Genomic DNA, 25,502 nt, shown 5'->3' with positions numbered 1-25,502 from the left:
TTCACATATTACCCCCATTATATAGCGAAGGCTGATCTGTGTAAAATTTGTATAGGTCATTTTCACCTTTTGTACTCACTCAAGAAGACATAATGGTGATCAAGTGCGTCTCGGCTTTCGCTCCCAATCGAAGAGGAAGAGCACTCGTTCCGTAGCCGTTGCTGACAAGCACCATCATATTTCCTCTTTGTGTCCAGCCGCCTTGTTTATATAATCCCATTCCTAACAGTCGAATCTGTCCCCCGTGTGTATGACCGCTCAAAAAAAGAGCCACTTGATCTTTTTCCATCATTCGCCTAATAAATAACGGGTTATGGCTAAGCAGGATTTTAAAACTTTCGTCTGGCACCTGTTTAAAGGTACTTTCTTTATCACTGTAGCCGACACTTAAATCGTCTACACCTAATAAATAAATCTCTTTTCCTTCCACTGTTTGAACACAAAATGATTCATTCCGCAACATCACTACGTCATGCGCTTTTAATAATTGCTCAAATGATTGTTTTGGGAGTTCATAATCATTATTACCCCACACAAAAAAAACAGGAGCAACCTCCCTTAATAATTGCAAATTATAAGCGATTCGTTCAAAGCTTACCCTTTTCTCGGCTAAATCTCCCCCGATTATGATGAGTTCTGCTCTTCCTTTAATGGCTTCAATAATCGATGGATGGATTTTCCTCCTATGAATGTCCGAAATAAAAAAGAACGTAAACGGTTCTTTTCCCGGGTAGCTGTTCAATACAATTGTTTCTTCCTTCACTTTGTTTCCATGAGCTTCTTTCCACATATAAAGCAGTAAAGCCACTCCAAACGAAATTATTCCGAGTATTAACCATATCATATACGCTACATCCTCTAATACAAATTTAACCAATCATTTCATTCATTCAAATCCTCTTAAAAATCAATAATATCTCACTCCAATCGCCCATACAATAGATTGAAGAATAGACGATATAAGGAGGCAAGGCATGGACAAAAATCAATGGTATCGAACGTATCGGCCTTTTATCAGCCCGATGGACCCTTGTCCACCCATTAAAATAAAAAGATACTCAACTGGTCCGCAATTATTTATAGGGTTTCAACCGCCGGGTCTAGAGCAATTTCCCCCTCTAGCCGCCTTGCAAAAAGGAACGTTATGGAAGGCTTTTTTCGATCCTTACTTTCCATTTAAAGAACCAAAGGAGGGAGCTAAAAAATGAAGTCGCTTTCTCAAGAATATTATCGTGAACTTGAACAAATTCAAGCGACTGACTTTGTGATCGTAGAATTAACCCTTTATTTGCACACCCACCCCGATGATCTGCAAGCTGTACAACAATACAACCAAATGGTGAGATCGAGCAAAACACTGAAAAAAGCATTTGAGAAAAAATACGGAGCGATGACAAGCTTTGGCTACAGCTATTCCCATCACCCTTTCGACTATAAAGAAGAACCGTGGCCTTGGCAAGTATAAACTAAGAGAGGAGAACAACATGTGGATTTACGAAAAAAAGCTACAATATCCAGTGAAAGTAAGTACATGCAACCCTACTTTAGCCAAATATTTAATTGAGCAATACGGCGGAGCAGACGGGGAACTTGCCGCCGCTTTACGCTACATGAACCAGCGCTATACCATTCCAGGATCTGTTGTTGGATTATTAACCGACATTGCCACAGAAGAATTAGGGCATTTAGAAATGATTGCCACAATGGTATATAAGCTTACAAAAGACGCGACACCTGAGCAAATGAAGGCTGCTGGACTAGGAGCTCATTATGTCAATCATGACCGCGCCTTATTTTATGAAAATGCAGGTGGGGTTCCCTTCACAGCCACCTATATTCAGGCGAAAGGAGATCCGATTGCTGACTTGTACGAAGATATTGCTGCAGAAGAAAAAGCGCGGGCGACGTATCAATGGATCATCGATGTCAGCGATGACCCTGATTTAAATGATGGCCTCCGCTTCTTAAGGGAGAGAGAAGTGATTCACTCGCAACGGTTCCGAGAAGCGGTAGAGATTTTAAAAGAGGAACGCGATCGAAAGAAATTCTTTTAAGGTCATCATATATAATAAAAAGGGCTGGAGTGCTTGTCTCCGCCCTTTTATTCATCTATGACCTCGGTCATCTCCTCTAAGCTATATGCTTTTTCAATCACTTCGGAATTAGACGGTTCTTTTTTGCTTTGTTCGTACGAATACCATAAACCCGTTAAAATGGGAATTAAAATAAATGAGAATAACAGGATTTTTAATAACGGATTTTGGCGTTGTTGCTGTTCTTGTTCTTCTCTCCTCTTTATGCGGGAATGATTTTCTATTTCGTTAGATTCCAGCTTCTCCACATGAACTTTTTGTATTTCCTGACGATTCTTTCTCGCTAATTCACGATAAGGATCTACTGTCATTTATTCTCTTCCTCTCTAACACTACTTGCCTGTTTCCTCGCTTGTCTTCGAATCGCTAAGCCAAGGAAAAAATCAATTACAAAATGCATCATAATCGTCGCGGCTAGGTTGTTTGTCCATTCAAATAACCAGCCGATTGCAAAACTTAAAAGGACCACATTCAATGTTAAATACCATTGGGATAAATATCGAATATGAATCAAAGCAAAAATTAAACTAGTGACGACCAACCCTACAGAGGTTTGTAACATCCCCCGAAAAAAAACTTCTTCGGAAACGGCCACTACCGCCGCGATCCAAAAAATGTCCCAAATAGATCGCTGAGCAAATAACCGCTCATTAATTCCGCCGTCATCATAATATCGATCAGGCAACCATTTCATTAAGGAAAGATCAAATATTACAACCATCATTCCTACTCCTGCCCCTATGATGACAATTTCGAATAACGACCATTGAAACAAATTGTAAAATGATGAAAAATCAGGAAACAAAAAGAAGCCTGCAATAAATGAAAGAAGCAATAAAAAAAATTGTGTAAGATATAATGATTTTAAAAGTTCCTCATCTGTGATTTGTTTAATGAGTTCGGATTGTTTATTTTTTTTCATTCGAAAACTTGATCATCCTTTAATATTTAATAACAATTTCAGCAAGGCTTCCCAGTCATTGTTCGCTTCCTCTGTAGCGACTTTTGTCCGCCCGCAGAAATCAGGCAAATGAATGCCGCAAATATCACAGCAGCGATTCGGCCGTTGATTGACCTTTTCCTCAAAAAATTGCAAAGCCCCTCTCCGGCGACACGCTTTAGACGATACCCATTGAAGCATCTCATCAAGTTTTTGTTTTTTTTGTGTTAACCTGCTTTCGCGCTGCTTAATGATCAAGCGGATCTTATCATCTAAAGAATCCTCCTCAATCGACATGGCATAACGAGAAACAAACCGGTACTGAATGTCACTTAAACCGAGCATATTCATGAGTTCTTCTTGTGAATGATGTGGCTGATACCGAAAATAATTTTTTATTTGCCAATCGTTAGGGAATTCATTTTCTGTGATCATCGTATGGAGTTCTCCATCTCCTGGAGTATATAATAAAACGGCGAGCGACTGCCCTCCATCCCTTCCTGCACGGCCAATTTCTTGCAAATAAGATTCCATCTGCGAAGGCAGTTGATAATGAATAACAAATCGAACGTTTTCCTTATTCACTCCCATTCCAAAGGCGCTGGTAGCACAAATTACATCTAATTCGTCATAGAGAAATTGCTGCTGAATTAAAATCCGGTCTTCTTGAACCATCCCTCCATGATAGAAGGCCGTTTGCTGAACCCCCTGCCGCTTTAACCACTCGGCTCCTTCTTCTGCTCCGCGCCGGCTCGAAAAATAAATAATTCCAGGCTTTTCTAAGTTAACAACTAACTCAGATAAGCGTTCAAACTTTTCCGCCCTCGAAGAACAGTGCTGAATCACCATGGCGATATTCGGGCGATCCACAGAAAAGACCCATTCCTGTGCGTCTTCAATGTGTAAATAACGAAGAATATCTTTTCTCACTTCAGAGGTAGCCGTAGCGGTTAAAGCTAAAGTTAACGGATGACCCAGCTTTTCTCTTACTTGCCCAAGCAACAGATAATCCGGACGAAAATCATGTCCCCATTGAGAAATGCAATGCGCTTCATCGACAACGAATAAAGCAATGTGCACTTGTTGTAACGCTTGAATCATCCACTGATTCATTAGCATTTCAGGCGATAAGAAAATAAAGCGATAATGGCCCAAGCGGCTCAATACATGACTTTTTTCCGTAAAAGTTAAGAAAGAATTAATGGCAATCACTCGTTTTTCTCCGCGCATCTTTAACTGCTCTACTTGGTCTTGCATAAGTGACAAAAGCGGGGAAACAATGATCACGCTACCTGACAGCACATAGGCAGGTAATTGATAACATAGTGATTTGCCTGTTCCTGTTGGTAGCATAGCAAGCGTGTGCTGCCCTGCTAATAAAGAATCAATGACTTCCCTTTGCCCCATTCGAAATTGAGAATAACCAAATTGCTCGAATAGAATTTTCTTTATTTTTGCCATGCCCTCACCTGCTATGCCTAGCTAATACTAGTCGAATTTGAAAATATGTGACATCTGGAATTTGATCTTTAATGGGCTTTAACTTTTTATGACTTTGCTTTAAAGCCACAGCTAAAATGTGTTGCGCTTGCTGATCGTTCACATACTCATCAAGCGGGAAATGAGACATATTGAAAGCAAGTTCAACAAGATGGTCTTCTACCGTGCTCATTTTTAGTCTTCGCTGCTGAGCAATTTCTGTAAGCGAATAGCCTTTCTTTAGTAACTCCGCCGTCTTCTTCGTTGATTGCGTCAGGTTCACTGACTCATATATGTCCTTAAGGGCTCCGTATAACAATGGAAATTGTGAGGCATGCTGATAAATGTATTCAATCAAAAAATGAAGCAAATTTAAAAAGCGATACCAATATTCCGTTTCTTCCATATGAACAATTTCAGCCGTTTGCACAGCGGTTTTTCCTGTTTTATTGTTCCCCGATAAACGAAGAACAAGTATCAGTGGATCTTCAAAGCTTTGACTTTTTAAACTGCCTGCCAGTTCATCATATAACTTTACAGCCAGTTCTTCTTTCAATAGCATTTGCTCAGAAAGGAATTGCTTCATCCAAAAAAGAGTGGGCTCATCCCTTGTAATTGGATGGTACTGCTTTTGCTTGTACACAAGATGAGAGGTCACTTGAACAAGCAACGCCAGCCTTTTCCAAAACAATAAAGAGCAATCTTGCAGTTTCAAACCGTTTAAATGCTCAAGAGTCGTTAACGTATCGCGAAAATGAGCAAGCCATTGTTCGCCTGCTTCCGTCACTAACAGGCAGTTGGAGTCACCTTGCACATACCCCATTTTCAACAATTGTTGAATCCATTCATCATATACATTTCTTTCGAGAAATGGTGCCGTTTGAAACCATCGATCGAATTGAAATAAGCGAGCATCTTGTATCGTTTGAGAAGATTTCTTCCCTTTTAATAAATGATAGATGGACGAGGCCGTTCTCTCGCCGTTTAACTGCTTAAACATCAATAGCATAACTGCATGGATGAACAACTTTCTCGTCTCCTTTTTTTCACTTTTGTCCATTTTACCACGAAATACGTCAGATGTTCTCGAAAGAGTGTTGATAATTTATGAAAGCCTTATCATTTTCAGAGAGAGAACTTTTTATTGAAAAGTAAATACATCACATATAAAATAAAATATAGAAGTTTTCTAAGGATTTAAGATTGGCTTAATCCATTGAGGATTTGACATACACTAAGGAGGTTTCACAATGCCAAAATATACAATTGTTGATAAAGACACATGCATTGCATGCGGTGCTTGCGGAGCAGCTGCACCAGACATTTATGATTATGATGATGAAGGAATTGCGTTCGTTATTTTAGATGATAACGAAGGGACAGCGGCTATTCCGGAAGTGCTTGAAGAAGATATGCAAGATGCATTTGAAGGCTGCCCGACAGATTCCATTAAAGTGGCGGACGCTCCGTTTGATGGCGACGCTTTAAAATACGAATAAAACAGTAAGAAACCCGCCAATTGGCGGGTTTCTTTTATTTTGATTGCTCTTGCTTGACTGTTCGGTAGAAAAATAATTCATATAGCACAGGAATCAGAATAAGTGTTAGCACAGTAGAAGACGTCAAGCCTCCAATCACTGTAATCGCCAAGCCTTTTGAAATCAGTGTTCCAGAGGATGTCGTTAACGCTAACGGGATCAATGCCGTAATTGTCGCAAAGGCAGTCATTAAAATTGGACGCAGTCTCGTTTTTCCTGCTTCTAACAATGCTTCCCGAATCGTCATATCTTTGTTCTCTCTATTTTGTCCGATTCGATCAACAAGCACAATCGCATTGGTTGTCACGATACCAATCAACATTAATAAACCAATCATGACACTAACAGACAATGGCTCATTAGCGATCGTTAGTCCTAATAGTGAACCGATTGGTACAAAAATTAAAGAAGAAAGAACGATAAATGGAATTCTCGCTTGACCAAACGTAATGAGCATCGTAATGTACACTAATCCAATCGCAATGACCATTGCTAACCCTAATGCTTGGAATGTTTCGACGGTTTCATCGCTTCCGCCTCCTCCTTCAAAGCTCACTCCTTTTGGTAAATCTACATCCTGTTTGACTCCCTCAATCACTCGCTCAGATACAGTTCGAATGTCATTGCCTTCAATTTGCGCAGAAATTCGAGCAAACACTTTGCCATCAAGCTTTTGAATGGACGTAAATGCATCTCCCTCTTTGATATCCGCTACTTCTGTAATCGCTAATGGACCTTTTGCTGTGAATAGCTGAATCTTTTTAATATCATCAACAGCATTGGCGTTTTCTGTATATGCTAGACGAACAGCTTTTTCTTTTCCATCCAATTCTAGCTTTCCAACGTCCACCGGCTCCGTTTGATCAGCGATGGCTCCAAGAATTTGAAAGCCCGATACTCCTGCCTTCGCAGCCTTTGCAGGATCAACCTTTACGATGAGCTGCGTTTGCTTTTCACTGAAATTATTGGAAACATATTTCAAGTCATCTTGCTTCTTCATATACGTTTCAACCATTTGAGCGGCTGTTTGTAATTGATCAAGATCATTGGAATATAAATCAATATTGACATTATTATTAGATGGCGGGCCACCCGTTTGCTGCTCCTGCACCCCAAGAACGGCTTTCGGCTCTGCTGTTAAAATCAGCTCTTCCATCTCACGTTCAAGTTTGTCGATATAATCAGCTACATCGACTCCATCTTTTAACGTAATAAAATAGTTCGCTTGATTCGGTCGCTTCAATCCTGATTGGAAATCCCTCGTACCAATCCCTGTTGTCACATTTTCCACTTCTTTTGCATCAGCTAAATATTGTTCAAGCTGTAAAGATAGTTCATTTGTTCTCTCAAGTGGCGTAGACGAAGGTAAACGAAACGTGGCTGCTAACAGCTTCTGCTCTTCATTTGGAATAAAGGTAAATCCTAATCTGGACGCAAAGGCAAAAGAGCTGAATAACGTAACTAAAGATAACATGATCACAATTACTTTATGGTTTAATGACCACTCAATCGCCCGTACATATCCTTTTTGTAATCGACCTTCTTTTTCGGCCTGCGGAACTTTCTTAAACGAAAACTTCGCTAAAATCGGTACAATCGTAATGGAAACGAGTAAAGACATTAATAAAGCAATCACGATCGTAATCGCAAACGGAAGAAAGAATTCTCCTGTAATCCCTCCGACAAGACCAAGCGGTAAAAAAACAACAACAGTCGTGATCGTAGAAGAAGTAATGGCTTTTAATATTTCCTTTGTTGACTGAATAATTAATTCATTCGTCACACCTTCTCCCGATTTGCGTACTCGCCTAAAGATATTTTCTATAACAACGATGCTGTCATCGACTACTCGACCGACAGCTACAGCCATGCCACCAAGTGTCATAATATTTAATGATATATCTAACTGATACAAAAAGATGGATGTGACAAGCAAAGAAAGCGGAATTGAAATAATGGCGATGATTGTCGCACGCACATTTCTTAAGAACAATAACACGGCCAACGAAGCAAATAACGCGCCTAGTAATCCTTCTTTTATTAATGTGCTAACTGATTTGGCAATGCCTTCAGCTGAATCAAATCCGATGGCGTACTCAAATTCTCCGTCGTACTTGTTCATAATATTGATGACTTTCTCAGCCACTTCAACGGTATTGGCATCTTGCTTTTTCGTTATCGCCATGGACAAGGCATCTTTTTGATTATAGCGTGTGATTTCTGCCCGATCCTTTACTTCTTCAATGACGGCAATGTCTTTCAATACAACCGGCTGACCATTCGGAATAAAAGCCGCTGGTGTGATTATAAATTTCTCTAACTGCTCTTTCGTCTCTACCTTTTCTTGGACTCGGACAGGAACTTGGATTTGATTCCCTTCAATAGTCCCAGCCGGAAAAGATAGATTCCTTTCATTGATTTGATCTTTAATTTGCGAAAGTGATAAACCGTAGGCGCGAGCTTTGTTTGGATCCACTGTCACTTGAAGCCATTCTTCCTGCAATCCGCCAACAGATACACTGTTCAATCCATTAATCTTATTCAATTCAGGAATAACTTCCTCATCAAGAAGCTGTTGAAGATCCGTCCCTTCTTTAGCGAATAAAGAAATATTAAAGATCGGAAAGCTACCGAAAGAAAAACGGTTAATTTCCGTTTTTGTCTGTTCTGGCAAGTCCGCTTCTTTAATTAAATTGTTCACTTGCTGCTCCATTTCATCCATATCGGTACTGAAAGGGAATTCCATACTAATTACAGATAACGTTTCAAAAGTAGAGCTTTGGACTTTTTTAACACCTTCTACCCCTTTAAACTTTTCTTCAAGCTTAGAAGTCACCTGCTCATTTAAGTCTTGTGGAGAAGCACCAGGGTAGATAACTTCCACACTTAATTGCGGAAACTCAATATTCGGCAATAAGTCCACTTTTAACTTCGTAAACGAGTATAAGCCTCCAAGAATAAGTAAAAAAGAAATAATGAAAACGGCAAAGGCATTTTTCAAACTAAACCTCGTTAAAAAATTCATAATCTTCCCTCATTTCTATCAAAAAGAATCATTTACGTTTATCATAATCTATTTTTGTTCTTTCCGCATGTTTAAAATGTTTTCCTCAAAAAAAGCCCCTGCTATTAATTTAGCAGAGACCTTCGTCATTTATTCATTAAGCATTTTATGCCATTGATTGTTTTTTCATCCATACTTGAATGCGGGAATAAATGAAGAAAAAGACTACAGCCATCGCCATTCCTTTAATGAAATTAAACGGTAAAATAGCTGTGACTACTAGCTGCTTCGTTTCGGGTGCTGTCATCGCCGGTGCATTTAAGAAAAGCGTATAAGCTGGTAAAATGACATAATAGTTCAACACACTCATCATAACAGCCATCACTATTGTCCCTGCGATCAAAGCAATAGTCATTCCCTTTTTCGATTCAAATTTCTTATACACATAGTACACCGGAAGGATAAACGTGACACCCGCTGTGAAATTCGCTATATGCCCTACAGGCACACCCGTTGGACTGCCTGCTGCTAAAAAATTTAATACATTTTTAATGAATTCAACCGTAATACCGGCAAGCGGACCAAAGACGATCGCAGCAATCAGCGCAGGGATTTCACTAAAGTCAATCATTAAAAAGCTTGGAAATGGCGGGATTGGAAAGTTAAGCAACATTAATAAATAGGATAATGTACTTAATAAACCCACAGACGTTAACACTCGAATCTTTTTGTTTCTCACAAAACTCTCTCCTTCTTCTCATTCATCCTGCACAAGAAGAAAGGCTGCCAACTAAATAACCCTCAAGCAAAAGGCTTGAGGGAGTTTGAAGTCATACTCAAATAGACGTTCAAAACTGTACTTTTTGAACGCTGGCAGACCTTCACCTTCTCCCATCCAGACTATACTGTCGGCTTTGGATTCTCACCAAATCTGCCTTTGCGGCTCGCGGGCTCAGAAGGGATGCTTCTATACCGCCGGTCGGGAATTTCACCCTGCCCCGAAGATGAAATGATATTGTATTTTAGAGTTTATTATACATAAATTTAACGATTGTGTGAAGTATTTAATCTCTATGTAATCACATCTGAACTTCTTCCATGCGAAATGCTCGTTTTTTTCAACTCCTTTTCCTGATGAATCATCCCTCCGCCAAGAATAAGCAAACTGACACACACCACCATCGCCAACACGATACAAAACCGCTTTATATAGTCTGTCATATTGATCGGCCTCCTTGCGACTCTATTTGTTCTCTGCCTTTCTAGTTGTATGCACGAAAACGTTTTCAATATGACTTAAAAAAGAGGAAGCTACTAGACAATAGCTTCCTCTTTCATTTATTTTCTTCGTGGCAAGTAAAAAGTGAAGGTTGTTCCTTCTCCTAGTTGGCTTTCTACTTTAATACTTCCTTGATGTGCTTTAATCATATTTTTGGCAATAGATAGACCAAGTCCTGTGCCTGATTGCCCTCGTGTTCTCGCTTTGTCGCCTTTATAAAACCGCTCAAACACAAACGGCAAGTCTTCTTCGCTAATGCCGACACCTGAATCTTGAACATGAACTTCATACCCATCCGCTTTTCGTTCTAATCTAACTTCCACAAAGCCTTTTTCCTGCGTATGGCGAATAGCATTATCAATTAAATTCGTCAACACTTGCTCAATGCGGTCTGAATCAATCTCAATATAATACTCCTCATCAGGAATATTTTCTCTCAATTCGATTTGCTTTTCTTTTGCTAAGCCTTGAAATTTATTGCATACTCGCTTCATAAACGAAGACAGCTCGATTTCCTCTAATTCTAGATTAATATGCCCTGCTTCCATTCTCGCCAAATCTAACAGTTCATTCACAAGACGCCCCATTCGAAGCGATTCTTCATGAATAATTTTAGCAATTTCTCTTTTTTCCTCTTCCGTTCCTGCAATATCATCGACAATCGCTTCACTGTAGCCTTGCAACATCGCAATCGGTGTCCGTAATTCATGAGAGACGTTAGCAATAAAGTCTTTTCTAAGCTTGTCTAATCGCCGCTCTTCGGACATATCCCGAACCACCGCTACTGCACCGCGAACGGACTTATCATTATAAAGCGGACTGACGATCACTACATACGAGCGGTCTTTTAAGGACAATTCACCAATTTGCTCCGTCTCAGTTTCAATCGCCTTTCTCAGCAAATCAGCCACTAAAGTAGGCATCGTTTGATTATCGTAATTATTTCCCATCTCATAATACCAATTTTGCAAAAATCGCTCCGCTGGCGGATTGGTGATGAGTATTGTCCCATCGCGATTAAAGGTAATCACACCATCCGCCATACTGCTTAGTATACTGGAAAGCTGTTCTTTTTCCTGGTTCAGCGCATGAATATTATAATTTAATTGCTTGGCCATTTGGTTAAAGGACGTAGCAAGCGCACCGATTTCATCCGTTGTTAAAATGGGTACTTTCGTATCGAATTTTCCTTTTGCTACTTCCGTCGCAGCTTCCCTCATCTTCCTTAAAGGAGCTGTAATTCTTGTGGATAGGAAAAACGCAAAGATAGTTGTTAACACAATGGCAATTCCCGCTGCTAGTAAAATTAGTCTTGTTGTTTGCTGAGAGGTTTCCTTAATGACCTCTAATGATTGATAAATAATGACAGCTCCGTCTTCTTTATCTGTCATTCGAAGCGGAACAGCAATGACAATGGAATTCTCATGCCGATTGGATTGGATTCCTCCTTGAATAGGAAGCTCCGTTCGTACTTTTTTATCTTCAGTAAATACTTGAGAGAGTACAGGGTCATTGATCACTTTCGATTGATCTAATGTCGTGCTCGCTTCATCGCCGGGGGCGTAATGAAAACGCTCTTTATTTTCCGCAATGATCAGATGAACCGGTTCATCTACTAAATCCCAAGCGACTTGCATACCCGTTTGTTTATCTTCATGATCAGAAATAACTTTAGAGATCTTTGTCGCTGTGTCAGATAATTCTTTCTCGACTTCTCTCGCATGGTAATTCTCAAAAAACTCAAGCAGCAAAATCGTTAAAAAGAATAAAACAAACGATACAAGCAAAAGAATGGTCATCCAAAGCTTTCCTACTACACTTCTCCAAAGCTTCATTCATTCACAACCTCAAATTTATAGCCTACTCCCCATACAGTGACAATCATTTTTGCCGCTTTCTCGGATACTTTGTTTAATTTTTCACGCAGGCGCTTTACATGTGTGTCTACCGTCCGTAAATCTCCAAAAAATTCATAATGCCAAACTTCTTTTAATAAATGTTCACGATCAAATACCTTATCTGGCGCTTTCGCTAAAAAGTAAAGCAATTCATATTCTTTCGGTGTTAAATTGACCTCTTCTCCATCCGCAGTTACTCGATGGGCATCATTGTCAATCGTCAAATGCGGATACACAATCAAATCCTTTGATTTCGTATCTGTCTGTAAATAAGTTGTTGGAGACGATCGTCGTAATAAGGCTTTCACACGAAGAACAACCTCCCGCGGACTAAAAGGCTTCACAATATAATCATCTGTTCCTACTTCGAATCCTTGAACGCGATTGGCTTCTTCTCCTTTCGCCGTTAACATAATCACCGGTGTAGCCTTCTTCTCTCTCAGCTCTCTACATACTTCAATACCATCTTTCCCCGGCATCATTAAATCCAACAAAATGCAATCGTATTCTTCGTTTAAAGCCATTTCGAGAGCTGTTTCCCCATCTTCCGCTTCATCGATTACATAATTTTCTCTTTCTAAATACATTCGCAGCAAGCGGCGAATTCTCTCCTCATCATCTACCACTAAAATCTTTAATTCAGTTTCCAACGTAGCAACCTCCCAATCATACAATGAATCATACTTTTTATTCATTGCTTTCATTATTAACTAATCTTTGTTTTTTTTCAATTTATCAACTATTCTTATAGAAAAAAGCCTCCGCATAAAAGCGGAGGTTTCATATTTACGGCGTTGCGTACGAGTGAAGACCCGCTATGACTAAGTTCACCGCTACTAAGTTAAACATAATAATCACAAATCCGATGACGGCCAACCAAGCCGATTTTTCTCCATGCCAGCCTTTCGATAAGCGAAGATGTAAAAAAGCCGCATAGAACAACCATGTAATCAGTGCCCATACCTCTTTCGGGTCCCATCCCCAAAATCTAGACCAGGCAATTTGGGCCCAAATCATGGCGAAGATTAATCCTCCAAGAGTAAAAACTGGAAAACCAATGAGAACCGAACGGTAACTTACTTCATCCATTAAGTCTGAATTAACATTTTTCACAAAAGGCTGTACAAGCGCACCGATTCGTTTGCGAGTCACGAGACGAATCACGAGATAAAGAAGAAGTCCAGATATAAGTGACCAAACGAGCGTATTTAGCTTTTTCGCATTAATAAAACCAGGAACCTCCATGATCGGTTCAAATTTTCCGTCTGTTAGTAATTGACCTTCATTTGGACCGATGATGGCTAGCATATGAAATGTTTCTTCAGCCGGATTTCCATCTTTATTAATATAGTCAAACTTCGCTTCGTATCCCGCAAGATTAAAAGATGTTGTCACAATGACGAACCCGATCGTTGCCACAAGGCTAAACATCACAACTTCTAGCCAAATCGTTTGTTTGTTTCTTTTCGATTGATCAATATTTTTCACTAAATAAACCAACCCTGCAACAAAGCTAATCGCTAAAATTCCTTCCGCTGCCGCAACCGTCGTCACATGAATATGTAGCCAATCACTTTGAAGTGCTGGAATGAGCGGACTGATTTCTTTCGGGAACATGCTTGCATAGGCAATGACGATCGTCGCAACCGGCAAGGCAAACAACCCTAATACAGGCAGACGGTACATTAAATAAATGACAATAAAAGCTCCAACTAACATCATAGCAAAGAAAGTAACAAACTCGAACAGATTACTAACAGGCGCATGCCCTGAAGCCATCCAGCGTGTAATAAAGTAGCCTAGCTGGGCAATAAAACCGATCACTGTCACTGTAAACCCTAATTTTCCCCAGCGATTTTCCTCTTGTTTTTGCCCATCTTTCTTTTGGCGAACAGCTCCTCCGAATAAAAATGTCGCCACTAAGTATAATATAAATGAAGTGTATAGCAGATTCCCACTCCATTGAACTAAGTCAGACATTTTGGTTCCCCCTCCTTATGATGACTTCTGTTGATCTTCAAGCATCGGTATTTTCGTTGATTCGAGCGCTGCGTCAATTTCTCGTTTAAGTCCATGCCAATTTTTATTTGTATGGGCGGCAACGTACACTTCGCTATCAATTCGGCGAATCCATAGACGTCGATGATTCCAATAAGCTCCTTGGACGACCCCAATCATAAAGATCGCTCCTCCAACTGCTAAAATCCATAGCGTTAAATCTTTACGTACAGTCAGTACAGAAATATTGCGCGTTTCAATTCCTTTGAACTCCATTTTGTACTCAGTTTCTCCAACAGGCTCGAGCGTTTTACGAATCGCCACGAAACTAATTTCCCCTTTTGGATGCTCAGGAGAGATCATTTTAAAGAAAAAGGCCGGATTATTTGGTAAAGGCGACTTAGTTGTTGGTTCTCCTTTTTCAGAAAAACCATCATAATCTGGATAATAGCCAATCAGCTCTACTTTATATCCATTTCCTAAATCGTACACATCTTTAGGTTTTAATAAGTCGATCTTCACTCGACCTACTTCTTCTTGTGTCGCTTTATTCGTTAACCCAAACTCCATAGACTTCATTTCATCTTTGCTGAAACTATCTTGATAAAGAGCGAAATGGTCAAACTTCAAAGGCTCATTCACGCGAATTTCCTCTTCTTTCACCTTTTTGAGCTTTGGTTCTGCCCCAGGCAGCCCTTGGTTTTCATCCCGGTAAAGAACTGCATTCGTTTGATACGTCTTCACCACGCCATTCGCTCGATCCAGCGCTTGATTGAACACTTCTGGATCTTTTTCTTTATCATAGTTTTCAATAATGAATTTTTCATTTTTCAAATAATACTCACCATTCGTTCCAGGAATCTCCAATGTTGCTCCTTCACGAATCCATAGGCGGTCATCCACATACATTCCGTCCACTGAACGAAGCATTGCACCAATTAAAAAAATGATCAGACCGATGTGATTCACATAAGGTCCCCAACGTGAAAAACGGTTTTTCTCCGCCAACAAACTGCCATTTTCTTCGCGAAGTTTATAGCGCTTGCTTGATAATTGATTTTTCACTGCATGCCATTCTTCTTCACTCAGCTTCATTTCCTTTTTCGCAAAGAAGCGTTGCTTGCTCATAAATGACACATGCCGATCTACCCGTTGGTTTTTCAGTGCCCGATAAAGCGGTATGACACGATCAAGACTGCAAATCACAAGAGACACACCAATAGCGGCAATTAGAGCAATAAACCAAGCAGAATTATATAAATCATAAAACCCTAACACATAATACAGTTTCCCAGCAAACCCATAAACCTCTTCATAATATTGCTCTGGCGGTATATTTTGAGGAATAAATAGTTTTTGCGGAAAAATAGTTCCAATGGATGATGCAACAAGCGTTAAAACAATGAGCCAAACCCCAACTTTGACCGAAGAAAAGAAATTCCATACTTTATCAACGACGGTCTTTTGATATGTTTGTGATCGGCGGGCACTGCCTTCATAGCGCATATCATGCAGCTTTTCTTGCTTCGCTTCTTCCGTTAATGCTCGCCCGCATGATTCACATAGAATCGTCCCGTGAGGATTGACATGGCCGCACTCACATTTAACTTTCTCCATTTTAAAACTCCTTAAAATTATGGTTTCACTTTTTCAAATAAAGCCCTCACTTGTTCTTCTTTCACTAATCCACCAACAATCACTTCTTCGACTTTCCCGTCTGCATTAATCATGTATGTAGCTGGAAGCCTGCTCACACCATATGCTTTTTCTACCTCTTTCGTTGTGTCGATCGCAATCGGAAAAGTTAAGCCATACTGCTTTGCAAAATTCTTCGTTTGTAATTCCGAGTCTCCAACGTTTACAGCTAGAACTTCTACTCCTTGATCTTTAAACTCTTTTGATATCGTTTCCATATGAGGCATCTCTTCTTTACATGGGGCGCACCATGACCCCCAAAAATTAAGAAAAACACCTTTGCCTTTATACTCAGACAATTGATGCTTTTCTCCTGAAAGATCGGTTACGACAAAATCAGGTGCCTGATCACCTACTTGTAAAGTGCCTCGAGCCTCTTTCGTCAAATTCGTATAAAGCGTATAACCGACAGCAATCGCTAAGACTGCTAGAATAGCGGAACGCATCATAAATCTTTTCTTTCTTTTATCCAAGCAGCTGTCCCTCCCGATGTAACATACCATTGTTATTATTTTAGTAACCAATGCTTATTTCATTATACCATTTCCGTGTTTTTCCTAAAAAAAATGGTTTTGAAGGATGTGTGACAATTTCTTGTCAACGCAACATCCCTGTTTCTGCCAAAGTGCGGAGTTGTTTCACTTCATGAGCTGTTAATTCGCGGAACTCTCCAGCATTTAACCCTTTTAACGTTAAAAACGCATATCGTTCACGTTTGAGCTTTTGAACTTCAAAACCGATTGCTTCAAACATACGACGGACTTGACGGTTTCGTCCTTCATGGATCGTAATCTCAATCGTTGCCCGCTGTTTCTTTTTATCGACCGCAAGTTCCTTTACTTTTGCCGGTGCTGTTTTCCCATCTTCAAGCTTAATCCCAGTCGCTAATTGCTTTAACATATAACGCTGAGGAATACCGTTAAGACGCGCCACATACGTTTTATCAATTTCATAACGCGGATGTGTCAGCAAATTAGCAAATTCTCCATCATTCGTTAAAAGCAATAACCCCGATGTGTCATAATCTAAGCGTCCAACCGGAAAAATCCTTTCTTCTACAAACGGGAAGTAATCTGTCACCACTTTACGGTTTTTATCATCAGAAACCGCTGAAATGACTCCGCGTGGTTTATAGAATAGGAAATAGACTTTTTCCTGTCCTTCCACTGGAATGCCACCTACTTCGACTTTATCGGAAGGGGATACCTTCGTTCCAAGTTCTGTTACTACTTTCCCATTAACGGTTACTTTTCCTTCTATTATGAGTTGCTCTGCTTTACGCCTTGACGCAAAACCAGCCTGCGCGATCACTTTTTGTAGCCGCTCCATTCCATCACCTCTAAATTCTTCAATATGTGTCATTATGCATTATTACACATCGGTTGAAATAAGAAAAGCCACAGACATCATTCAAATGATGCAGATTCGCTTTTTAGCCAGCAGGCTTTTCTAAACAATCGTGTTCGTTTCAGTTGTTTTTAACGGGTTGGACTAGAACAAATAGAAAATGCCGAGAAAATAAATTTTCTCGACGGAATGAGAGGGGAAATTGTAGACGATATTCTGCCATAATTATCGTTCGTTAAGAAAACATCCATGAAACAATAAAAACAGCAGCCACAAACCCAGCTAAATCAGCAAGCAAACCGACTTTTAACGCATCTCCCATTTGCTTGATGCCGACTGCACCAAAATAAATCGTTAACACATAAAAAGTCGTATCCGTGCTTCCTTGCATGACAGAAGCTAGACGGCCAATATAAGAATCTGGACCGTAAGTGGCAATTAAGTCACTCACCATTCCTAAAGCAGCGTTTCCTGAAATAGGACGAATTAATGCAAGCGGAAAAACTTCTGGTGCCATGCCAATCCATAACAGCACCGGTCTCATCCATTCCACTATACTTTCAAGCGCTCCAGATGCTCGAAAAATAGCAATGGATACCATCATCCCTACTAAATAAGGAATAATAGAAATAGCGATGTTTATCCCTTCTTTTCCTCCTTCTACAAAAGTTTCATAGGTAGGAACTTTCTTCATCGTACCATAAAACAAAATAAAGCCGATCATTACAGGAATAATCCATATAGAAATGGTCGAGAGCCACGTCATTTATCCCCCTCCCTTTCGCTTACGGCGCAAATAGAAATAGCGGTCAATTGCAATTGCAAAGACGGTTGAACAGGCGGTTGCAAATAGAGTCGGTGCCACGATTTCTGCAGGTGAGGCGGAATGATAAGAAAAGCGAATTGCTAAAACAGTGGTTGGAATGAGTGTGATACTCGATGTATTAATAGCTAAAAAGGTAATCATCGAACGGCTCGCTTCACTCTTTCCCCCATTTAACCGCTTTAGCTCCTCCATCGCTTTAATCCCAAACGGAGTCGCTGCGTTTCCAAGACCAAACATATTAGCTGTCATATTGGATAAAATATACCCCATTGCTGGATGATCAGCTGGAATATCCGGAAATAATCGCTTCGCAATCGGCTTAAACAAACGAGCAAATTGCTGTAGCATCCCAGCCTTCTCAGCTATTTTCATTAACCCAAGCCAAAAAACTAGCACACTAATTAATCCGATACAAATGGTGACGGCGTCTCCAGAAGCTTGAAATACAGCTTTATTCACTTCATTCATTTTGCCGTTAATCCCTGCAAAGATCAGTCCAATTAAGGTCAGCCCTACCCAAATGTAGTTAACCATAACTTATTTCCTCGTTGTTGATCATGACCACCATTCCTTCCACTTATCGAGGAGAGATTTCCGCTGTTTTTCATTCTCCGATTTATAATAAATAGGCATGGTAAATACTTTTTCTTTATCAATATATACTTCTGCTTGTCCAACCACCTCAGGCACTTTCCCATCCTTCCAGCTTCTCTTCGGCTTCAAAAGCTTATAGTGAATAGAGAGTTGTTTTTCCTCTTCTTTTGTGAGAGGGAATAGTACATCTCTGTTTAAATAAAGATGATCATCATAAAAAGGAAGACTATCAATCTCAAGCTCCCCTTTCTCCAAAATCACTTTTGGATCGTATTGCTCAAAGCTCCGTTCATACATATAAATATGATCCTTCCAGTCATCCGGGGCATTTAATGTGACTGCGATCAAGTCCATATCTCCTTTAGTAGCTGTTGTCACTAGCGTTCGATGCGCTTTTTTTGTAAAACCTGTTTTCCCTCCCGTGCAGTATTCATACTTTTCTGTTAATAAACGGTTTTTGTTATGCCAAATTCGATCCCACTCACCGCTTGGATCTTTTGATCGGTATTTCTTGGTGCCAGCTATTTTTCGATAAGTGGCATTTTCCATCGCATACCGAGTTAACAAAGCCATGTCATAAGCAGTGGAGCGATGTTTCTCGCTATCATCGAGCCCATGGGGATTAGCAAAATGAGTATTCTTCATACCAATTTCTTTCGCTTTCTCATTCATCAAAAACACAAATCCTTCTTTACTTCCTCCTACATGTTCTGCAATGGCAACAGCTGCATCATTCCCTGAGCGCAACATTAAGCCGTACACTAAATCTTCGAGCGGAATCTTTTCTCCTTTTTTCAAATAAAGGGAGGATCCTTCTGTTAGCACAGCATTCTTGCTCACCTTGACTTTTTCATGCAGCTTGTCTGATTCAATTGCAAGAATTGCCGTCATAATTTTCGTGATACTAGCAATACGCATCACCTCATGTGGGTCTTTCGCATATAATACCCGGCCGCTCTGTTGCTCCATTATTATAGCGCTAACAGCACTCGTACTGGCTTGTGCCGCCCAGTTCGTTGACAGCAAGAACAGTAGGAAAGCCAGGAGGATAACTGGCACTTTTTTATTCATCCGCTGATCTCTCCCTCATTGATTTGTACAACTATATGCAAAATAAGCAGTCAACATGCCCGATAAGTGAAACTTCAAAGGAAGAGTGCCATCAGATGAAATGAAAAAAAAGCAGCCGCGGCTGCTTTTTACTCCTCATGATTTAATACTTGTTCAAACCGTTCAAAAAATAAATCGGCTTCCTCTTGTTCATTCTCTTCCATTTCCGACAACGGTGGGAGCTCAGAAATGTCTTTCAAACCAAAACAGTCCAAAAATTCTTTTGTAGTTCCGTATAAAATCGGACGACCCGGACCTTCCGCTCGTCCATATTCCTTAATCAATCCTCTAGCTGTGAGATTTTGGAGGGCACGATCGGTCTTCACCCCGCGAATTTCTTCAATCTCCGCCCTTGTGATCGTCTGCTTATAGGCAATGATCGCTAATGTTTCAAGAGCTGCTTGAGAAAGCGTTTGAGAATGACTGTTCTCCACTAGCTTTTTAATATAAGGAGCATGTTCCTTTTTTGTTGCCAGCTGATACGTTTCCGCGAGTTCAATTAATACAATCCCTCGATCTTGATCTTGCTCATAGCGCTCCTTTAATTCATTGAGAATATCTTTTGCTTCATGTTCTTCTACTTCAAGTACTTGACTGATTTGTTTCAATGATAACCCTTCATCGCCAGCAGCAAAAAGCAGACTCTCTGTAATGCTCAGCCAATTAATAATATTCATTCGCTGCCTCCTCCTTTTGCCATAACAAATAGATCAGAAAAATGATCTTGTTGCTCAACGACAATCTCATTTTGTTTCATTAATTCTAAAATGGCCAAAAAGCTGACGACCATTTCTCCTCTATCGTCATAAGGAAACAAATCGACAAAACGAGTCGGCTTTCTGCAACGGGCTAATGTGATCAAAATTTGATTCATTCGTTTTTCTAAAGAGATCTCTTGCCTTTTCACTTTTTTCGTCATCGGTTTCTGTAGCTTTTTGCGGCGAAGGAGCTTATGAAACGCTCCAAGCATATCATAGACAGTCACCTGTAAGTCTTTCGCTGATGGATATTCATCTTCAAAAGCGGTTAAATCACTCGGTGCTTTCGTAAAAAACTGTCCTCGCTCTTCTTCTTTTTCTTTTAAGCGCTCAGCGGCCTCTTTATACCTTTTGTATTCCACTAACCGTTCTACTAACTCATCTCGCGGGTCTTCTTCCACCCAATCGACCTCTTCTTCTTCAGCATGGGAAGGCAGTAAAGTTTTACTTTTAATCGCTAATAATGTAGCAGCCATTACTAAATACTCACTGGCGACATCAAGCTCTAATTCCTTCATCGCATGAATGAACAATAAATATTGCTCTGTAATTTCTGCCATAGGAATATCATATATATCGATCTCTAGCCGTTGAATTAAGTGCAGCAATAAATCAAGCGGCCCTTCAAATGCATCAACTTTTACTTTATATTGCATATTTTATCACCAATTCTTTTCAGTTCACTAAAAAAGCTCAACCTTTAGTATAGAGGATTCAGCGGTCGTGTCCACTACTATTTTGGGAATTTGATCAAGAGTTTTAAGCATGTTAAGATGTGTGTAGTGTAACTTGAGCAGGAGGATGTTTATGTATTCATATCCGTTGGCTTATTTAACCTTTCTCGTTCATTTTCATGACCATCAAGATTACTTTGAATGCCATGAAGTGCTAGAAGAATATTGGAAAGAAAAGACGGATCAAACTCGTGATTCCGTTTGGGTTGGGCTGATTCAAACAGCCGTTGTTCTTTATCATCACCGCCGAGGCAACATGAAGGGCGCTCTCAAATTAGCAGTAAAAGCCCTTAACACATTAACGAAACAGCGAAAGAAGCTTGACGAATTGGGAATTGACAGTCAAGTGTTCTTAAACAACTTCTCCGCGCGTCTTCAAGATTTACAACAAGAACAACCGTTTACTTCTTTCTCCATTCCTTTGAATGATCCAGAACTCAAACAGCAATATCAACTTGTGAAGCAATCCTGTTTTTCTCCACTTATAAAGGAGTCTACTGATTACTTATACCATAAACATACGTTAAGAGATCGATCAGATGTCCTTGCTGCTAGAGAGCGTTCATTACAAGAACGGCAACAAGCTAGAAACATGTCTAAAAATATCATTCAGTAAAAAAAGACCCGCACTTATTCAGCCGGGTCTTCTTCACACTTATGAAAAAATTTAGAGGTGGATGAGTTAGGGACAATTTTCTTATCCGCATGCATTTCTTTGAGCTCTTTCACCATGCTTTTCCCAATCCCTTCCATACGATAAGAAGGATTTACGCAAATATGCTGAATTTCTATCGTACCTCCCTGTTCTTTCGTACCTAAGGCGCCGATAATTTCTTCATCTTTCCATAAATAAAGTTGCCAATCATCCTTTTCCTCATAGGACTTTATTGTTTGCTGCAATTTTTTGATTTCCTTCTCCTCAGGCATAAATGACAACAAACCCATCGCAATTTTTTCAAAAGACTTTTTATAACGAATTAACATATGAAATCCCTCTTCGATTTTATGGTAATCATGCATATAATCGCCATTCATTGATTACCATTTTAACAAGACTTTGGAAATTATTCAACTTTCCTTAAGCAATAAATAACCAATAGTATACACCCCAACCACAGGCAATTAACACAAGAATGATAAACAGTATGGCATTATTTCTATTCATACTTCACCTCAAATTGTTGGTTCTTCATTTATGGCTCATCGTTTTTGTCAGAGGAAGATCAAGCTTAATCATGTCATCGTAACTTTCCCTTTTGATAATTAAGTCAACCCTTCCGTTCTCAACGAAAACGACAGGCGGTCTTGGGATACGGTTATAGTTATTAGCCATTGAATAGCCATAAGCACCTGTACAAAATACCGCCAAAACATCTCCAGACTGAGCCTTTGGCAAGGGCAAATCCCAGATCAACATATCTCCTGATTCGCAGCATTTCCCTGCAATAGATACTGTTTCTTCTACAGGATCGTTGACACGGTTGGCTAATACCGCTTCATACTTCGCTTCATACAAAGCAGGACGAATATTGTCATTCATTCCTCCGTCAACAGCGATATACTTTCTTACATTAGGAACGTGCTTTTCAGATCCTGTTTCATATAAAGTAATGCCGGCATCACCAACAAGTGAACGTCCTGGCTCAATCCAGATTTCTGGCATAGACATTCCATAACTAGCCGTCTTTTCTTGTACTTCTTTAATAATTTCTTCTACATATTGGGAAGGCTCAAGCGGAGCATCTTCTTCAGTATAGCGAATTCCGAAGCCACCGCCAAGGTTTAATACATCAGATTCAAAGTGATAACGCTCTTTCCATTCGGCTAGTTTTTCAATAATTTTCCGGGCTGCCAGTATAAAACCAGCTGTTTCAAATATTTGTGAGCCAATATGACAATGGATACCTAAAAGTTTGATTCCTTGCATTTGCACAGCCATTTGCAGTGCTTCTTCTGCTTGGCCATTGTTTAAGTCAAAACCGAATTTCGAGTCTTCTTGTCCCGTTGTAATATAGTCATGCGTATGAGCCTCTACTCCAGGCGTCACACGCAACAAAATATTCATCTCTTTTCCTTGCTGCTCACAAAGAGATTGCAGCATCTTCAGTTCATAAAAGTTATCGACAACGATACAGCCAATCTCACTCTCAATTGCCATGATCAGTTCCTCTTTGCTTTTATTATTACCGTGAAAGTGGATTCGCTCAGGCGGGAAGCTAGCCTTCAATGCTGTATAAAGCTCTCCTCCAGATACAACATCTAAAGATAACCCTTCTTCCTCTACAAGCTGAATCATACCGATAGCAGAAAAAGCTTTACTTGCATAAGCCACTTGAGCTTTAACACCCAGCTTTTCGAATGTCTCTTTAAATCCTCTGGCTCTTTCTCTTATTAAAGCAACGTCATAAATATAAAGAGGAGTGCCATATTTTTGAGCCAAATCGATGACATCTACTCCTCCTATTTCTAAGTGACCCGCTTGATTCACGCGGGCAGTTCCATATGTATGCATACAATCTCCTCTATTCCTCAAGTTTCTTTTTTCTCAAATGTCAATATTCAGATAATACAAAAAGAAGAAATAGACAGCTGTATACACAACAAACTGTCTAGTGACTAAAATGATTAAAAGTACTATACCACACATCGGTTATCTGCTCAATATCGTTATTCATTTATCCCGATCCGTTCAACTAACAATTCGCAAGGGATGGAGCTTCCCCTGATTGAAGTTTCACTTTATCGGTTGCCTAATAGAATCACGCGGATTAACGATCGATGGTCTAAGCTTCGATGACGGAACCGTTTTTCTTAAGAATATTTGCCAAAAGGCGTGGTGATCGAAAGGCAAAATTGGCCATAAATAAGGCGTATTTAAGGCTCTCATATGCACTAAAAAGATAATAATACAAGTGGAGGCAATCATAAATCCCGGCACTTTAAATATGGCAACCGCGACTAGTAAACATAGTCTAGATAATTTATTGGCAATGCTTAGCTCATAACTAGGAGTCGCATAGGTCCCAATGGCGGCAATGGCTACATATAAAATCACTTCCGCTACAAATAAACCGACATCGATCGCAATTTGCCCGATGAGAACAGCAGCAATTAATCCCATCGCAGTGGACAACGGAGTAGGAGTATGAATGGCTGCAATTCTTAAAAATTCAATCCCAATATCCGCGATAAAGATTTGCAATACTAAAGGAATGTTCGTTTTTTTATTGGGACCGATAAATTCCAAGGCGTTTGGCAACAGCTGAGGTTCCAGTGAAAACAGCAATAATAACGGCAATAAAAATAACGAAGCGATCACAGCAAAAAAGCGGAGCCAACGAAGAAATGTCCCTACAGCGGCTGATTGCCGAAACTCCTCGGCATGCTGCAAATGATGAACATAAGTGGCTGGTAAAATGATCACACTTGGTGAGGTATCTACAAATAACAGCACATGACCTTCTAATAGATGAACCGCACCAATATCTGCTCTTTCCGTATATCTGACAATGGGATAAGGATTGTAACCTTGTTTAACGATAAACTCTTCAATCGTTTTATCAGCCATCGGAATGCCATCAATATCAATCGCATCTAACTCTTGTTTCACAATGGACACTAAGTCGGGGTCAGCGATGCCATCGATATAGGCAATCGCTACATCTGTCTTGGACCGCTTTCCAACCTTTGTCATTTCAAAACGGAGTCGCCCGTCTCTAATGCGTCTTCTTGTTAACCCCGTATTGACAATGATATTTTCTACATAGCCATCACGCGAACCACGAACGACCTTTTCTGTATCTGGCTCTTCCGGCTGTCGTCCTGGATAGCTACGAACATCAACAACTAAAGCTTGTTCTTCATTTTCAATGACAATCGCGATTAATCCAGACAACACTTGATCCATGACTTGATCGACTGCATCAATCTTTGCCACTGACTGATGGGCGATTCGATTGTAAATCACTTGACCGACGTGCATACTTCTTTTTTCATGATCGTTAATCTGGGTTAATTCTGATAAAATGCCAATAATGAACAATGTGTCACACAATCCATTGACGTAATAAATATGCACTTTTTTTCCTAAAATCAAAAACTCACGAACGCCGACATCAAAACTTTTGCCTAAACCAATTTTCCCTGTCATGATTTCGTTCATTTTCATAGGATCTTTTGGAATATTCGCTACTTTCGTTTCTTGCACGG

27 protein-coding genes and 1 riboswitch are annotated in these 25,502 nt (G+C 40.0%); of the genes, 5 read left to right on the top strand and 22 right to left on the bottom strand.

All coding sequences use genetic code 11. From position 1 onward, the window contains the following. Positions 1–79: 79 nt before the first annotated feature. Entirely contained in the window at positions 80–844 is a 765-nt protein-coding gene (locus IRB43_RS02695) for a metallophosphoesterase (RefSeq protein WP_203361869.1), read from the bottom strand. Between the two features lie 130 nt (positions 845–974). Between IRB43_RS02695 and IRB43_RS02690 the strand changes: the two genes are divergently transcribed. The 3 genes from IRB43_RS02690 to IRB43_RS02680 are packed head-to-tail and all read left to right on the top strand — an operon-like array spanning position 975 to position 2,054. Then, the gene (locus tag IRB43_RS02690) at positions 975–1,208 is read left to right on the top strand and encodes a spore coat associated protein CotJA (protein WP_203361868.1); all 234 of its coding nucleotides are present in this window, start codon (positions 975–977) and stop codon (positions 1,206–1,208) included. Then, on the top strand, positions 1,205–1,465 hold the full coding sequence (locus IRB43_RS02685; protein ID WP_203361867.1) for a spore coat protein CotJB: 261 nt from the start codon (positions 1,205–1,207) through the stop codon (positions 1,463–1,465). The genes IRB43_RS02690 and IRB43_RS02685 overlap by 4 nt, the downstream gene beginning before the upstream one ends. 19 nt (positions 1,466–1,484) lie before the next feature. Then, complete coding sequence (locus IRB43_RS02680; protein ID WP_203361866.1) at positions 1,485–2,054, top strand: manganese catalase family protein; 570 nt, start codon at positions 1,485–1,487, stop codon at positions 2,052–2,054. Positions 2,055–2,101: 47 nt separating this feature from the next. On the opposite strand, the gene IRB43_RS02675 is transcribed toward IRB43_RS02680, so the two are convergent. The 4 genes from IRB43_RS02675 to IRB43_RS02660 all read right to left on the bottom strand — a co-directional run bounded on the left by IRB43_RS02675 (position 2,102) and on the right by IRB43_RS02660 (position 5,539). Beyond that, positions 2,102–2,404, bottom strand: a complete 303-nt coding sequence (locus IRB43_RS02675) for a hypothetical protein (RefSeq protein ID WP_203361865.1) — start codon at positions 2,402–2,404, stop codon at positions 2,102–2,104. Continuing rightward, on the bottom strand, positions 2,401–2,817 hold the full coding sequence (locus IRB43_RS02670; RefSeq protein ID WP_343070783.1) for a CPBP family intramembrane glutamic endopeptidase: 417 nt from the start codon (positions 2,815–2,817) through the stop codon (positions 2,401–2,403). The genes IRB43_RS02675 and IRB43_RS02670 overlap by 4 nt, the downstream gene beginning before the upstream one ends. A 210-nt stretch (positions 2,818–3,027) precedes the next feature. Continuing rightward, the gene (locus IRB43_RS02665; RefSeq protein WP_203361863.1) at positions 3,028–4,494 is read right to left on the bottom strand and encodes a RecQ family ATP-dependent DNA helicase; all 1,467 of its coding nucleotides are present in this window, start codon (positions 4,492–4,494) and stop codon (positions 3,028–3,030) included. Positions 4,495–4,498: 4 nt separating this feature from the next. Beyond that, positions 4,499–5,539, bottom strand: a complete 1,041-nt coding sequence (locus tag IRB43_RS02660; protein ID WP_203361862.1) for a YpbB family protein — start codon at positions 5,537–5,539, stop codon at positions 4,499–4,501. 223 nt (positions 5,540–5,762) lie between these two features. Between IRB43_RS02660 and IRB43_RS02655 the strand changes: the two genes are divergently transcribed. Then, positions 5,763–6,011, top strand: coding sequence for a ferredoxin (locus tag IRB43_RS02655; RefSeq protein ID WP_203361861.1), 249 nt, complete (start codon positions 5,763–5,765; stop codon positions 6,009–6,011). 34 nt (positions 6,012–6,045) lie between these two features. On the opposite strand, the gene IRB43_RS02650 is transcribed toward IRB43_RS02655, so the two are convergent. The 14 genes from IRB43_RS02650 to IRB43_RS02585 form a co-directional block, all read right to left on the bottom strand. Beyond that, positions 6,046–9,075: an efflux RND transporter permease subunit gene (locus tag IRB43_RS02650; RefSeq protein ID WP_203361860.1), complete on the bottom strand. Its 3,030-nt coding sequence runs from the start codon at positions 9,073–9,075 to the stop codon at positions 6,046–6,048. 145 nt (positions 9,076–9,220) lie between these two features. Continuing rightward, entirely contained in the window at positions 9,221–9,793 is a 573-nt protein-coding gene (locus IRB43_RS02645) for an ECF transporter S component (protein WP_203361859.1), read from the bottom strand. A 140-nt stretch (positions 9,794–9,933) separates the two neighbouring features. Then, a riboswitch (FMN riboswitch) is annotated at positions 9,934–10,064 on the bottom strand. A 61-nt stretch (positions 10,065–10,125) separates the two neighbouring features. Next, complete coding sequence (locus IRB43_RS02640; RefSeq protein WP_203361858.1) at positions 10,126–10,275, bottom strand: hypothetical protein; 150 nt, start codon at positions 10,273–10,275, stop codon at positions 10,126–10,128. A gap of 117 nt (positions 10,276–10,392) precedes the next feature. Next, positions 10,393–12,168, bottom strand: a complete 1,776-nt coding sequence (locus tag IRB43_RS02635) for an ATP-binding protein (RefSeq protein WP_203361857.1) — start codon at positions 12,166–12,168, stop codon at positions 10,393–10,395. Further along, positions 12,165–12,926, bottom strand: a complete 762-nt coding sequence (locus tag IRB43_RS02630; protein WP_203362003.1) for a response regulator transcription factor — start codon at positions 12,924–12,926, stop codon at positions 12,165–12,167. The genes IRB43_RS02635 and IRB43_RS02630 overlap by 4 nt, the downstream gene beginning before the upstream one ends. Positions 12,927–13,017: 91 nt before the next feature. Further along, positions 13,018–14,211, bottom strand: coding sequence for a c-type cytochrome biogenesis protein CcsB (ccsB, locus tag IRB43_RS02625; protein ID WP_203361856.1), 1,194 nt, complete (start codon positions 14,209–14,211; stop codon positions 13,018–13,020). A 15-nt stretch (positions 14,212–14,226) separates the two neighbouring features. Continuing rightward, positions 14,227–15,846 (bottom strand): cytochrome c biogenesis protein ResB, encoded by a 1,620-nt coding sequence (gene resB / locus IRB43_RS02620; RefSeq protein WP_203361855.1) that lies wholly within the window; start codon positions 15,844–15,846, stop codon positions 14,227–14,229. A 17-nt stretch (positions 15,847–15,863) separates the two neighbouring features. Beyond that, entirely contained in the window at positions 15,864–16,397 is a 534-nt protein-coding gene (gene resA, locus IRB43_RS02615; protein ID WP_203361854.1) for a thiol-disulfide oxidoreductase ResA, read from the bottom strand. A 124-nt stretch (positions 16,398–16,521) separates the two neighbouring features. Continuing rightward, positions 16,522–17,253, bottom strand: coding sequence for a pseudouridine synthase (locus tag IRB43_RS02610; RefSeq protein ID WP_203361853.1), 732 nt, complete (start codon positions 17,251–17,253; stop codon positions 16,522–16,524). 253 nt (positions 17,254–17,506) lie between these two features. Next, positions 17,507–18,037: a spore maturation protein gene (locus IRB43_RS02605; RefSeq protein WP_203361852.1), complete on the bottom strand. Its 531-nt coding sequence runs from the start codon at positions 18,035–18,037 to the stop codon at positions 17,507–17,509. Beyond that, positions 18,038–18,631 (bottom strand): nucleoside recognition domain-containing protein, encoded by a 594-nt coding sequence (locus IRB43_RS02600; protein ID WP_203361851.1) that lies wholly within the window; start codon positions 18,629–18,631, stop codon positions 18,038–18,040. Between the two features lie 21 nt (positions 18,632–18,652). Next, positions 18,653–19,762 (bottom strand): D-alanyl-D-alanine carboxypeptidase family protein, encoded by a 1,110-nt coding sequence (locus IRB43_RS02595; RefSeq protein ID WP_203361850.1) that lies wholly within the window; start codon positions 19,760–19,762, stop codon positions 18,653–18,655. 128 nt (positions 19,763–19,890) lie between these two features. Next, entirely contained in the window at positions 19,891–20,478 is a 588-nt protein-coding gene (gene scpB, locus IRB43_RS02590; RefSeq protein ID WP_203361849.1) for an SMC-Scp complex subunit ScpB, read from the bottom strand. Continuing rightward, complete coding sequence (locus tag IRB43_RS02585) at positions 20,475–21,215, bottom strand: segregation/condensation protein A (protein ID WP_203361848.1); 741 nt, start codon at positions 21,213–21,215, stop codon at positions 20,475–20,477. The genes scpB and IRB43_RS02585 overlap by 4 nt, the downstream gene beginning before the upstream one ends. A gap of 151 nt (positions 21,216–21,366) precedes the next feature. On the opposite strand from IRB43_RS02585, the gene IRB43_RS02580 reads away from it, so the two are divergent. Beyond that, complete coding sequence (locus IRB43_RS02580) at positions 21,367–21,909, top strand: DUF309 domain-containing protein (protein ID WP_203361847.1); 543 nt, start codon at positions 21,367–21,369, stop codon at positions 21,907–21,909. 14 nt (positions 21,910–21,923) lie between these two features. Here the strand turns inward: IRB43_RS02580 and IRB43_RS02575 are convergent, their stop codons facing one another. From IRB43_RS02575 to IRB43_RS02565, 3 genes are all read right to left on the bottom strand, one after another. Further along, positions 21,924–22,277, bottom strand: coding sequence for a GNAT family N-acetyltransferase (locus IRB43_RS02575; RefSeq protein ID WP_203361846.1), 354 nt, complete (start codon positions 22,275–22,277; stop codon positions 21,924–21,926). 205 nt (positions 22,278–22,482) lie between these two features. Next, the gene (gene lysA, locus IRB43_RS02570; protein ID WP_203361845.1) at positions 22,483–23,805 is read right to left on the bottom strand and encodes a diaminopimelate decarboxylase; all 1,323 of its coding nucleotides are present in this window, start codon (positions 23,803–23,805) and stop codon (positions 22,483–22,485) included. Positions 23,806–24,027: 222 nt separating this feature from the next. Then, positions 24,028–25,461, bottom strand: a complete 1,434-nt coding sequence (locus IRB43_RS02565) for a spore germination protein (protein WP_203362002.1) — start codon at positions 25,459–25,461, stop codon at positions 24,028–24,030. Positions 25,462–25,502 lie beyond the last annotated feature (41 nt).

This window comes from Bacillus sp. REN10 (assembly GCF_016820555.1).
In the GTDB taxonomy this organism is placed as follows: Bacteria; Bacillota; Bacilli; order Bacillales; family Domibacillaceae; genus Bacillus_CE.
This window is presented reverse-complemented; position numbering and strand designations above follow the sequence as displayed.